Annotated in this window: 12 protein-coding genes; 8 read left to right on the plus strand and 4 right to left on the minus strand. The window is 40.8% G+C overall.

The window, feature by feature from the left end; genetic code table 11:
* Positions 1–6: 6 nt before the first annotated feature.
* The 4 genes from F994_RS13985 to sdsA form a co-directional block, all read right to left on the minus strand.
* Positions 7–1,269: an efflux RND transporter periplasmic adaptor subunit gene (locus F994_RS13985; protein WP_004651207.1), complete on the minus strand. Its 1,263-nt coding sequence runs from the start codon at positions 1,267–1,269 to the stop codon at positions 7–9.
* Positions 1,270–1,307: 38 nt separating this feature from the next.
* Entirely contained in the window at positions 1,308–1,919 is a 612-nt protein-coding gene (locus F994_RS13990; protein ID WP_004651208.1) for a phosphatase PAP2 family protein, read from the minus strand.
* Positions 1,920–2,063: 144 nt separating this feature from the next.
* A complete protein-coding gene (locus F994_RS13995) occupies positions 2,064–4,118 on the minus strand; it encodes a site-specific recombinase (RefSeq protein WP_004651209.1) in 2,055 nt (684 codons plus the stop codon).
* Between the two features lie 33 nt (positions 4,119–4,151).
* Complete coding sequence (gene sdsA / locus F994_RS14000; RefSeq protein WP_004651210.1) at positions 4,152–5,129, minus strand: All-trans-nonaprenyl-diphosphate synthase; 978 nt, start codon at positions 5,127–5,129, stop codon at positions 4,152–4,154.
* A 438-nt stretch (positions 5,130–5,567) separates the two neighbouring features.
* Here sdsA and rplU point away from each other — a divergent pair, with 438 nt between their 5' ends.
* From rplU to F994_RS14040, 8 genes are all read left to right on the plus strand, one after another.
* On the plus strand, positions 5,568–5,879 hold the full coding sequence (gene rplU / locus F994_RS14005; protein ID WP_004651211.1) for a 50S ribosomal protein L21: 312 nt from the start codon (positions 5,568–5,570) through the stop codon (positions 5,877–5,879).
* Between the two features lie 18 nt (positions 5,880–5,897).
* The gene (gene rpmA / locus F994_RS14010) at positions 5,898–6,155 is read left to right on the plus strand and encodes a 50S ribosomal protein L27 (protein WP_004651212.1); all 258 of its coding nucleotides are present in this window, start codon (positions 5,898–5,900) and stop codon (positions 6,153–6,155) included.
* Between the two features lie 290 nt (positions 6,156–6,445).
* A complete protein-coding gene (locus F994_RS14015) occupies positions 6,446–7,495 on the plus strand; it encodes a YadA family autotransporter adhesin (protein WP_051061104.1) in 1,050 nt (349 codons plus the stop codon).
* A gap of 227 nt (positions 7,496–7,722) precedes the next feature.
* The gene (lolA, locus tag F994_RS14020; RefSeq protein ID WP_004651214.1) at positions 7,723–8,421 is read left to right on the plus strand and encodes an outer membrane lipoprotein periplasmic chaperone LolA; all 699 of its coding nucleotides are present in this window, start codon (positions 7,723–7,725) and stop codon (positions 8,419–8,421) included.
* 475 nt (positions 8,422–8,896) lie between these two features.
* Positions 8,897–9,685, plus strand: coding sequence for an RsiV family protein (locus F994_RS14025; protein WP_004651216.1), 789 nt, complete (start codon positions 8,897–8,899; stop codon positions 9,683–9,685).
* A gap of 119 nt (positions 9,686–9,804) precedes the next feature.
* Positions 9,805–11,076, plus strand: coding sequence for a serine--tRNA ligase (gene serS, locus F994_RS14030; RefSeq protein ID WP_004651217.1), 1,272 nt, complete (start codon positions 9,805–9,807; stop codon positions 11,074–11,076).
* A 90-nt stretch (positions 11,077–11,166) separates the two neighbouring features.
* Positions 11,167–12,543, plus strand: a complete 1,377-nt coding sequence (gene cysG / locus F994_RS14035; RefSeq protein ID WP_004651218.1) for a siroheme synthase CysG — start codon at positions 11,167–11,169, stop codon at positions 12,541–12,543.
* Positions 12,544–12,580: 37 nt separating this feature from the next.
* A complete protein-coding gene (locus F994_RS14040; protein WP_004651219.1) occupies positions 12,581–13,060 on the plus strand; it encodes a tRNA (cytidine(34)-2'-O)-methyltransferase in 480 nt (159 codons plus the stop codon).
* Positions 13,061–13,145: the final 85 nt, after the last annotated feature.

Here is a 13,145-nt window from a genome sequence, read left to right on the forward strand (position 1 = left end):
TACCCCTTATGTATTTGAAGTAGCTTTTTGTTCAGCTTTAGGCTGTGCTGGTTTGTCTGCTTTATTTGCTTCTGCCGCAGGTTGTGCAGCAGCACCTTGAGGGGCAGCTGCTTGAGGTTGATAAGGCTTAGCAACCACGGTTGCACCTTCTTTGACCTTCGCTACACCATCAACAATTACTTTCTCACCAGCAGTTAAGCCGCTCGTTACAATCCAATCTTTACCTTGTACACCGACAGTTTCAACAGGGCGTGTCTCAACCACACCTTTGGCATTTACCACCATGGCGATTGCTTGACCGGTTGGGGTACGGGTAATGGCCGCTTGAGGAATCAAGATGGCATTTGGAATCACACCTTGTACAATTTGAGCCGTCGCATACATACCCGGAAGCAACAAATGATTTGGATTCGGGAATACCGCACGGATGGTAATCGTACCTGTATCTGGATTCACACTGGCATCAGAGAATGCAAGACGACCTTCAACAGGGTAGTAGCTACCATCTTCTAGCTTCAATTTTACTTTGGTGTTGTTACTGCTGTCTAAACGACCTTGGCTCAGTTGTTGACGTAAACGTAACAGCTCAGAGCTAGATTGGTTAATGTCGACATAAATCGGGTCTAAACGTTGCACAGTGACTAAAGGATCAGTCTGACTGGCTGTCACCAATGCACCTATAGTGACTGTTGAACGGTTGGTTTGACCTGAAATAGGCGAACGAACTGTAGAAAAACCGAGGTTAATTTCAGCATTTTTCAGTTCAGCTTGAGTGGATGCTACATCTGCTTCAGCTAACTTCACTTGGGCAACCATATCATCATAGTCTTGTTTTGAAATGGCATTGGTGCCGACAAGTTGACGATAACGACCTTCTTTAACACGTAACGCATTTAAGTTGGCTTGCTGGCGATTTAGTGCAGCACGTGCACTATCAACGCTAGCACGGTTGGTACGTGAGTCAATTTCATACAGCGCTTGACCTTCACGAACATAACTACCTTCAGTGAATAGACGTTTGAGAATCACACCACTGGTTTGAGGACGGACTTCAGAAATTTCAAATGCCGTGGTACGGCCTGAGAGTTCTACCGATTGCTCTACGCTTTGTGGTTGAGCAACAATGACACCGACTTCAGTCGGAGGCATTTTTTGGGCAGCAGCAGCTTGCTGTGCATCCTTAGGATCTTTGCTACAACCAACAAGTGCAATACTTGTTGCTAATGCGCAAGCGGTTAGGGCGGGCGCCCATAGCTTTGCAGACATCATTGTTCCACCTCGATTAGATTATTATCTAAAAATTAAATCTAAAAATTAATTTGTTTTGTGTGACTGAATTTGGCATACAACAGATAAAGTAGTGTGATCCAAATAAAAGCTATGCTCCAACCTGCTAACACATCAGAGGGGAAATGCACACCAAGGTAAACCCTTGAAATTCCCATCATCAACAACCATGTAACAGCACAAACGCAAATCAGTTGATGCTTTGAATGTTTTTGACTTAAATAAATTGCAAGACAGCCCAACGTCGCGGCATAAACACTATGAGCACTGGGAAATGAAGCACCATAGCTTTGGACCAGATGATAGATTTCAGGTGGTCGCGGTCTTGAAAATATATATTTGAGTAGCCACACTGTGGCAGTACTTCCTATCAGGCCTAAACCAATAAAAACAACATTTGTATACTTTTTGTACCAGCCTTGATAGAAACACCATAAGGAGGTTAAAAATAGAACAAATGGTATACCCCCCATAGCGGAAAGTGTCATGGCGATCGTATTTAAATGCACTGTGCGATGTTGGCTTAGCCATTCGACAATCACTAGATCAAAGTGATTGAGTGAAGGGGTAAAAAGCACTAATACATTGAAAAAAAATAAGAAAAATCCTACACCAAGCAACCAATAAGGCATTTGATTGACCTTTGTTAGATTAGCCGATGGAAGCATGGCCAATTAATGCTTAAAGTGTACTCATCAGTACACTTTATTTCAAGTGCGTGTAAATTATGCTCATTTCTTTTTTACTCATTTTTAAATGAGAAGTAAAACAAAAAATTACTTAGGTGGGGATTTTTGTGATGAAGGGGATTCATCCACTTCTAATGGAGTCTTAGGTGGCCAAAAAAAGTCACTTGGTCTGGTTAAGAAATGAGTAAGTACCAGTTTAGCCAGAGGCTTCCATTGTTCAAATCGAACCCGTCGTGCACGCAGTGCCACAATAATGGTCAGGGTAAAGCTGACAAATAAGTTCGTCAGACCAATCAATAACACGCCTAAAAATGACACAAAAATTAAGCCAATTTCGGGACTACCATTAATATTCATTAAGCCTTGAATAAAGTTGGCAGAAGCAAACGCAATATGTCGAATATCGAGAGGCAGACCTAAGATGAAACCAATGGTGCCCATACTTCCGAGCATAATGCCGAATAGGAAATTCCCTGCCAACGCACCTAAATTGCGCTCAATATACGCAGCAAATTTATTCAGGCGTTCTTGTCCCAAGATCAGTTTGAGATGCGCATGGGCTTGTAAACGTGGACCAACTTTGCGGTATACGGCCATGTTGTCAAAGTAACCTGCAATCAGCCCCGAAAAAAACAAACAGACACCTGCAATAGCCGCATGTGGAATGGCCAAAGACGTAAAAGGGTTGAGTGAGTGTAAGGTTTTGGTGGCTCTGGCATGATTTAAGAGTGGTTCATCCATCCCGTATTGCCAGAGCAGGGTAATGACTGCCGCAGTTGGAATGGCAATTGAAATATTCCCTAAGATTGCAATAAATTGGGTCCGGATAATATTAATAATCAGTGCAGCAAGTTCAGCAATCTGTGCTGTTTTAGAGCCTTTACGATGCTGTACGGTGGCAGCCAATGCTGCGGCTGTCATCGCAGGTTGCTTGGTTGCAACGGTAAAATGTAAAACGTGAATCAGCATAAAACCAAGTGAGTAGTTCATGCTGAAAATAAAAGCCTGCATCATGGGTGCCAAGACCATACGTGCTGACAATATTTTAAGTGTTGCCATGGTGGCAATAATCACCCCTGCACCAGCAGCGGACTTGTACATCGACCAAAAGCCCTGCTTGTCAGTACTCACATAATGCTCACCCGTTTTACTGGCATTTTCTGTGACTTGTAAGGCAATCAGTTCACTGTTGGTTGCCAAAAGGGATCGAACACTACGCTCACTATAAATTGCGGTGGTGATATCCACCATTAGCAAGCCTAAAGATTCATAGCGAATTTTATCTTCATCCACAATCAAATTGAGTAACAGTTCAATTCGGTCTAGACATTGCTCAAGCAAAGAAAGCAGATAGGTCAGGCTAAGGCTGACGCCAATTCTTTTGGTGGCACGGCGAATTTTTAACACTACATCACGGCATTGCTCAATCATCACCAAGGCTTGTGCGGCATCGGATGGAACAGTTACGGCTATGGCATCTGTATTTTGATGTAGCTTTTTATAATGCTGAATGAACTCTACAATTTCTCGGTTTTGTACCAGAAAAGGTGATTCATATTCGGTTAAGTCGGGTTGTGCATTGATGAACTCAGGATAAAGCCCGATGCCACTGATCCGATAAGATAAAACAGTAATCGCTTTAATCAGCTCACTTTTAATTTTAAGCTTTTCTGATTGATTGCCGTGACCTTGATTGAGTAATGCAAATAACTTTTGCCAATCATCACTGGAAATGCTGTCCAGCCAATATTTATCACTACGTTGATAAAAGACACGACGGACTAAATCTTGCAGTTGGCTTTCATCATTAATCAGCGGCAGAAAATGAGCACCTAAACGTTGTGCGAGCTGATTCCAAAATCCATCGAGTGATAAAATACCGGTGTCGGCATATAAACTGGTTTGTTTGTATTGGCTAATCAGTTTTAAGATAAACGTTTGTAATGTGGATGCAGCGTGGGGTGTAATCAGTAGCACTTGTAAGAAAGCTTGAAATTTTCTGTTGATTTCTTCGTGATCTGTAGAGTCTATTGGTCGAATACGATTGACCAATTCAATGAGCAGCGAATCATCAAGAACAGCTTGATGAGACTCAAGCTGCTCCTGCATGGTTAAAAATAGATCATTAAAATTTATATGCATAGGCGAATGTAAAATCTATTCTCATAAAATTCATTATTGAATTCGATTTAAAGCAAGTTGAGTCAAGTTAATCAGTGCTTGGCGGTATTCACTCTCTGGTAGTCGGTCTAAAGCATGTAGCGCAAATTGAGTTTCTTCAGTGGCACGTTGGCGGCAATAATCCAGTGCGCCACAGTTTTGCACAATTTCAATCACGCGGTCGAGTTGAGCGATACCACCCGTTGCAATACTTGAACGCACAATTTCATGTTCTTGATCTGTGGTCTTCTGTAATGCTGAAATTAATGGCAAAGTAGGTTTACCTTCCATTAAATCATCACCAATGTTTTTACCTAATGTTTCCGCATCAGAGGTGTAATCTAAGATGTCATCAATAATTTGGAAGGCATTACCAAAATGACCAGCAAAGATTCGCAGTGGTTCACGATACTCCGGTGTACCCGATAAAATAGCTGCACCTTCAGTTGCCAATTCAAATAAGCGTGATGTTTTACCGTGAATAATATCGAGATAAGTTTGTTCTGTGGTTTCAGGTTGATGTTGTGCTTGAAGTTGTAGTACTTCACCTTCGGCAATTTCACAAGTTCCTGTAGAAAAATCTTTCAGTAAGGTCATGTCGTTTAAATCGACCAACAAATCGAAAGCGCGGGAAATCAGGAAGTCACCGACTAAAACCGCAGTTTGATTATTCCAAGTCGCATTGGCAGTGGGGCGACCACGACGTAGGCCTGACTCATCAACCACATCATCATGCACCAACGTTGCAGTGTGCAGCATTTCAATAATGGCCGCTAACTTACGTTGACGTTCTAAATCGGTTGCACCACATGCTTTTGCTGCCAATAAACACATAATAGGGCGCATGCGTTTACCGCCTGCTTCAACCACATGCTTACTTACAGCCATGACTAAGGCGACTTTTGACGTAATCCCTTCATTAATAAATGTGTCCATCGCAGCAAAGTCTGAAGCAACAGGAGCGAGAATGTCTTGCTTAAAGTCGATGGCCATATGAAGAGAAACCTTTATAAAATTGAATTGCTTATTATATAGTGTAGCAATTATATCGAGTGATATAGCGAAGATCTTAATATAGATGTTTAAATCATGGCTAAGCAAATGGTTTTATCTTAGGCCTAATTCTAACAACCAATATAATATGTGACTTAGCTGGCATTTCGTAGTCTATTCTATATAGTAGCGAATTGATTTTAAAAATCTATTTCATTTTATAAAATCTCAGCTTTAGATGTCGCAATCCTTTCGTTTTAGTGATTTGATTGTTTAGAAAATAAGCATAGGTAAGGCGCAAAAAAATACTAAAATGGCTTGTCGTTTGATTTATTATCACTTAATATGTTTGCCCTTAGATATCCCCCAGTGGCGCTCGTATTAAGATTGATATATTCCTTTATCAACACGACGACACGGGCATGTTTGGAGTACATTATGTACGCAGTAATCCAAAGCGGTGGTAAACAGCACCGTGTTGTTGAGGGTGAAACCCTTAAAGTAGAATTATTGAAAGCTGAAACCGGTGCAACTATTACGTTTGATGACGTATTAATGCTTGTAAACGGCGAAAGCATTCAAATTGGTGCTCCAGTTGTTGCTGGTGCTACAGTAACTGCTGAAGTAGTTAGCCACGGTCGTCACGACAAAATCCGTATTGTTAAAATGCGTCGTCGTAAACATTACCGTAAACAACAAGGTCACCGTCAATGGTTTACCGAGTTGAAAATTACTGCTATTTCAGGCTAATTACGAGGATTATGAAACATGGCTACTAAAAAAGCTGGTGGATCGACACGTAACGGTCGTGACTCGAACCCTAAAATGTTAGGCGTTAAAATGTTCGGTGGTCAATCTGTGACTGCAGGTAACATCATCGTTCGTCAACGTGGTACAGAATTCCACGCTGGTGCAAACGTAGGTATGGGCCGTGACCATACTTTATTTGCTACCGCTGATGGCGTGATCAAATTCGAAGTGAAGGGTCAATTTGGCCGTCGCTACGTAAAAGTTGAAACTGTATAAGTTTTAATTTTTAAAAAGAGCCCGCATTTTTGCGGGTTTTTTTATGTCTGTATGATTCTTGTTTTAATTCGCTATAGTCGAGAAATATAGCATTGGCTGTGCTTTATTTTAAAATAATAAAAATCAAATACTTGTTTTTTTGTTTTGCATATTTTGTATTATTTTTTTATTACAAATAAGTCGCAATACTGCGGCATATTGAGACTTAAGTCTCATTTATTGGGTGTAGAATATGAATTGCAAAATTACAAAAAAGGCTAACAGACATGAGAATAATATTCAGAAAGGTCTTGAATAAATTACTTTACCATCATGTTGATGCATCAAAAGATGATGATAAAATTGAACAAGGCCAAATGCCACGCATAGCAATACAGCAAATTCATCATCTGGGTTTATTTGCACAAATAGAAACCATTAAAACTCCGAAATTATTGTTGTTAAGTATCATGTTGGCGATGGGTAGCAGTACTTTGGCAAATGCCGGAAATAGCCACCAATCTCATGGTAATGGATATGGTCATCACCCTAAGCCACATCACTCTTCTGGAATTAAGGGACCAAAAGGCGATACTGGTGCAACTGGCTTTAGTGCCTATGAGCTGGCTGTAAACGAGGGTTATACAGGCACGGTACGCGAGTGGTTAGCCAGCTTAATTGGAGATGATCCTTATGTTGAAATTGAGTCAAATCAATTCAATACCGGACCTAAACCGACTGCGACGGGTCGAGGTGCAATTGCAATAGGAACAGCCACGAATGTATCGGGTAGGCAATCGATAGGACTGGGTGTAAATAACAATATTACAGGTCGAAACTCGGGAGCAATTGGGAATAACAACAATGTGAGTGGCAATAATACCTATGTGCTTGGTAATAATGTCACCACAGCAGCAAACAATAGCGTAGTCTTAGGTCAGGGTTCTACATCGAATCGAGATAATACTGTTTCGGTGGGTGCAGCAGGTGCGGAAAGACAAATAACGAATGTTGCAGCAGGTACACAAGATACGGATGCTGTAAATGTGGTGCAAATGCGTCAAGCAAATGCAGCTATTAATAGCCGTGTTGATGCTTTAAATCGTAATATGAGTGAATTTGAAGATGAAACCCATGCTGCTGTTGCATCAAGTTTAGCAATCGCATCCTTACCGCAACCCACCGAAGCGGGTTATAGTATGCTGAGTGTAGGGGCTGGTACGTGGGAAAATAAACAAGGCTTTGCTCTTGGTGTAAGTGGCATAACGGAAAATAATAAGTTTATCTATAAAGCTGCTGCAACCACCAATACTGAGGGTGATTTTGGAGGAGGCGCTGCGGTGGGTTGGCAATGGAAATAATGCAATATATTGAGCTGAGTCAGCATAAAAACCCACAGCAAAATGTGGGTTTTTTATTTCGAAAGATGCGTTAAAACTGTTCTGATTCTTCATCATGATGTAGAAATTTGTACATTCAACATTAATAACAATACAAAACTTCTTATTTTCTCAATTATTACAAATAAAAATTGGTTTAAGATGAGACATTGAATAAATAGCGATACAGCAAATAAAAAGGTAATGATATGAAAATGCTTCGTAAAACCCTATGTGCTATGACATTAGGTGCGGCAACGCTTGCACCGCTCATGAGTACTACTGTTTTTGCTGCGCCTGTTGCAGCATCGGAGCAACAAGCAACCGCAAATTTGGTCAAACAGTTGGGTGGTATTCATAGTTTGTCGGCAAATTTTGAGCAAACCACCAAAGCCACATCTGGAAGTAAAGCCCCACAGAAAAAAGGCTTGACCGGTCAGCACATGAATCAAACCTTTAAAGGGGTTATGAAGGTTGCTCGTCCAGGGAAGTTTTTTTGGGAAACCACTAGTCCATCAAAACAAACGATTGTGACTTCGGGTAAAACGGTTTGGATTTATGACCCTGATTTACAACAAGCGGTTCGTCAAAGTCTAGATGATCAAGTGGCGAATACACCTGCATTGTTGTTGTCGGGTAATACCAGTCAAATTATGCAGTCATATCGTGTGACGCAACAGGATAAAACCAAGACTTATTACACTTTGTTGCCTAAGGATCGTGATGGGGCATTTCAAAGTCTAACCATCAGTTTTGGTGCAAACAAAGCACCAAGTTTGATGATTCTAGAAGATTCTTTGGGACAAACGACTTATGTTCGCTTCAATAATGTGAAATTAAATCCTGCAATTGCTGCATCAATCTTTAATTTTGCACCACCGAAGGGCACCGATATTATTGATCAATAATATTCAACCTTTATAAAGATCCATCTGCGGGTTAATGCCAGTCAGTAAAGTATTTTTTAATCCTCCCCAACCCTCCTTTTTCAAAGGAGGGAGTATCTGAAATTTAATAAGGTATCGAATACTATATCGTTCCCTTCTTTTTAAAGAGGGGTTAGGGGAGATTTATCAATAAGTAATTATTAAATTACTCTTAACTGCTAGGCATTACACCTTCGGGTGGTTTTTTATTGCAATTGTCATCATGGAAAATGTATTGGCACTCTTTAATGTCGGAAAAAGCAGGCTGATCACTTTGAATGCAACGCTATCCTAATAAAAATGAATTTGCTTCAATTGTGTGCGTAAAAACATCAGTTCTTGGAAATTGCACAGTATTTTGCATGGATTTTGCTCATTGCTACATTTTGTAATTTTATCTGGCGGGTTGAGTTTGTATAGTGGGATGATTGATTTTAAGAAAGTATAGAGTTGCAGAATGACACAAGCATTATTAAAACCATGGTTCTTGGTTTGTACGCTGGCAATTGGCGGCGGAGTACTTGCAGGATGCCAACCCAAAAGTGATGTGCAACCTGAAGCAGCAAAGCAACAATCACAAAATAAAGAAAATGCCATTAGTGCCATTCAAGCCAAAGTGGTGCCGGTTAAACTGAGTAAACCTGAAGCCTGTGATGCTGAAGGGTGTATTCAATATGATATTCAAACGGTCAACAGCAATCTAAAATGGATCGATGATTATTTTATCGCTCGAATCAAAAAAGCCGATCCGATTGCATTTTCGACAGAACCGAATCAAAAAATAAATACCTCGGATGGGGCTGCACCTAACTTAAGTCAAAGTTCGACCTATGTGCGTTTCGTCAGTCAATATTATGATCAGGCGACATTTGCCATTCAAAGTTATAGTTATTCGGCGGGTGCAGCACACGGAATGTATCATCAAGAATTTGTAAATTTTGATTTAAATACCAAAAAGCGTTTGGCGCTAGAAGATATTTTAGTCAAGGGTGCAGAACAGCAAGTATTAGATGCGTTATATGACGCCAATACGATGTGGTTGGAGCAACATAATATTGAACGCAGTCAGTTAAAGTTGAGCGATAATTTTTACTATGGGGCTAATGGTCTTGTTTTTGTTTATCCCTTATATGAATTGGCTTCTTATGCCGAAGGGATGACTGAACTGAACTTACCTTATGCTGCAATGACTCAACTGATTAAAGCTGAATATCTACCAAGTTTGCCGCACTATCCAGCACCTTAAATTTAGCTTAATTCAGTTAAATTTGCTGTAATAAGGCACAGCTGTAAGCTCGGTCACTGTCTTTTTTAACATTTAGCGCTTACACTATAGCCAGTTTTTTTCTTTGCAAAAGATTGGCTATGATCGACCCGAAATTAATCCGAAATAATATTGAGGCTGTAAATTTAGCCTTAGCAAAACGTGGTGTACAGCTGAATGTAGAAGAGTGGGCTTCGCTTGAAGCGCACCGTAAAGAGCTTCAATCCAAAACTGAAGCTTTGCAGGCAGAGCGTAATTCGGGTGCTAAACAAGTTGGCCAAATTAAAAAATCTGGTGGCGATGCATCCGAAATTATGGCGCGTATGGCTGCTATTGGTGATGACATTAAAGCTGCTGAAGTTGCGCTTGCTGAATTACAAACCGAGATTGAAAATAAAGCGTTAAGCATTCCAAATATGCCGCATGAATCTGTACCGGAAGGTAAAGATGAAGACGATAATGTTGAAATCCTAAAATGGGGTACACCGCGTCAGTTTGATTTTGAAATTAAAGATCATACTGACTTGGGTGAATGGATGGGTGGTTTAGAGTTTGAAACTGCCACCAAGCTCACAGGTACACGTTTTAGTGTTTTAAAAGGGCCATTGGCGCGTTTACAACGTGCATTGACTCAGTTCATGTTGGATACGCATACTTTAAAAAATGGCTATACCGAAGCGTATGTACCGTATTTAGTCAATGCGGATTCTTTGCGTGGTACAGGGCAACTCCCTAAATTTGAAGAAGATTTATTCAAATTACAAGGTGAAAAAGAATATTACCTCATTCCAACTGCCGAAGTGCCTGTGACCAATTTCGTGCGTGATGAAATTGTTGATCCAGATCGTCTGCCGTTAAAATATGCAGCGCATACACCATGTTTCCGTAGTGAAGCAGGGTCATATGGCCGTGATACCCGTGGTTTAATCCGTCAACACCAATTCGACAAAGTTGAGATGGTGCAGATTGTTAAACCTGAAACGTCAATGGATGCACTTGAAGAATTAACGGGTCATGCAGAAGGTATTTTGCAAGCCTTGGGTCTTCCATATCGTAAAATCATCTTATGTGGTGGTGATATGGGCTTTGGTGCAATCAAAACTTATGATTTAGAAGTTTGGGTGCCGAGCCAAAATACCTATCGTGAAATTTCAAGCTGTTCATGTATGGGTGACTTCCAAGCGCGCCGTATGAAAGCACGTTACCGTGTTGACCAAAAGAAAACTGAATTCGTCCATACTTTGAATGGTTCTGGTTTGGCTGTTGGTCGTACCTTACTTGCAGTGATGGAAAATTATCAACGCGAAGATGGTTCGATTGAGATTCCAGCAGCACTTCGTCCTTATATGGGTGGTACAGAATTTATTGATTAATCTGTAGATTGGTCAATAAATCGATGAATCGCACATTTTTGTGCATGAAAATTGCTTAAGACAATCAGATCTAAAATATTGAGGTAGTCCGTGGATATCTTTCCAATCTCTTTAAAGTTGCAACAGCAACCTTGTCTGATTGTCGGTGGCGGGCATATTGCCTATCGTAAGGCCGTCCTTTTGGCAAAAGCGGGTGCAGTGATTCATGTGATTGCACCTGAAATTGAAAGTAATTTACTGGAAATTGTTGAATCAAGCCAAGGGCAATATGTTCAAGCACCTTTTAGCCTAGATATTCAATTGCGCAATTATCGTTTGGTGATTGCAGCAACCAATGATAAAGCGGTCAATATTCAAGTTTTTGAAGCCTGTGAAGCTGAAAAAATATTGGTCAATAGTGTGGACGATCCTCCGCATTGTCGTTTTATGGTACCTGCAATTATTGACCGTTCACCCTTGGTTGTTTCAATTGCGACCAATGGTACATCTCCAGTATTATCTCGCCAAATTCGAACCCAGCTTGAAGCGACAATTCCACATGGTATGGGGAAACTGGCTGATTTTTCTGGACAATGGCGTGCTAGTGTTAAAGCGAAAATTATCAATCCAGATGAACGTCGTATTTTTTGGGAAGACTTGTATGCCAGTCCACTCAAAGAACATGTGTTTAATGACAATATTGCTGAAGCAAATCGATTAATTGAGCAGGCATTGCTTGAGTGGAAAACGCCGAAAGGTGAAGTCTATTTGGTGGGTGCAGGGCCGGGCGATCCTGAATTATTGACCTTAAAAGCTTTACGTTTAATGCAGCAAGCGGATGTGATTATTTATGATCGTTTGGTTTCTCCAGCGATTTTAGAATTATGCCGTCGTGATGCAGACAAAATTTATGTCGGCAAAGCACGTTCCAATCATAGCGTTCCTCAAGAAGGGATTAACGCTTTATTGGTGGAATACGCAGCCCAAGGTAAGCGGGTTTGTCGTCTAAAAGGCGGAGATCCATTTATTTTTGGTCGTGGTGGTGAAGAAATTCAAGAACTGTTTGCCGCGGGTGTAGCTTTTCAAGTCGTCCCGGGGATTACCGCAGCATCAGGTTGTTCGGCTTATGCAGGTATTCCTTTAACGCACCGTGACTATGCGCAAAGTGTTCGGTTTTTAACAGGACATTTAAAAGAAGGTTCACCCGAGTTACCGTGGAAGGAACTGGTTTATGAAAACCAAACCTTAGTGTTGTATATGGGCTTGGTGGGCTTAGAGAAAATATGTGCGCAATTGATTGCACATGGTCAGCGTCCGAATATGCCTGTTGCACTTATTTCTAAAGGTACGACGCCAGAGCAAAAAGTTGTGGTGGGAACTTTGGCTGATATTGCATCGAAAGTATCAGAATATCAAATCCAAGCGCCAACCCTCACCATTATTGGTGAGGTCGTCAGTTTACGTGAACAATTACAGTGGCAGGGCTAAATTAAGCCCTGTTGCATTGAAAAAGTAGAGAAACCTTGTGATTCATGTTGTTTTATATGAGCCTGAAATTCCTGCAAATACAGGCAATATTATTCGTTTATGTGCCAATACCGGTGCGCAATTGCACTTGGTGAAGCCATTGGGTTTTGAACTGGATGATAAAAAGCTTAGACGTGCAGGATTGGATTATCACGAATGGGCACATATGAAAGTATGGGAAAATTTTGCTGAATGTGTGGCGCATTTAAAAGAACATGGTATTGAAAATGATGCGATTTATCCTTTAACGACAAAAGGTTCTGAAACGCCACATACTTCAAATTTAAACCGTCCAGTGGCATTGTTGATGGGGCCTGAAACACGAGGGCTTCCTGAAAGTGTACGTATGATGTTCCCAGAAAAACATTGGATTTGTTTGCCCATGGCAGCAAATTCGCGTAGTTTGAACTTATCGAATGCAACTGCGATTATTCTTTATGAGGCATGGCGTCAGCAAGGTTTTGAAGCTTTGGTTTAAAAACAGATTGTTGCAAAAGCTGCTTATGGGCAGCTTTTTTATGTCTAAAATTTCAAAAAGATGAATAATAATTGGCTACAGGAAA

The organism is Acinetobacter bohemicus ANC 3994, from assembly GCF_000367925.1.
GTDB lineage: Bacteria > Pseudomonadota > Gammaproteobacteria > Pseudomonadales > Moraxellaceae > Acinetobacter > Acinetobacter bohemicus.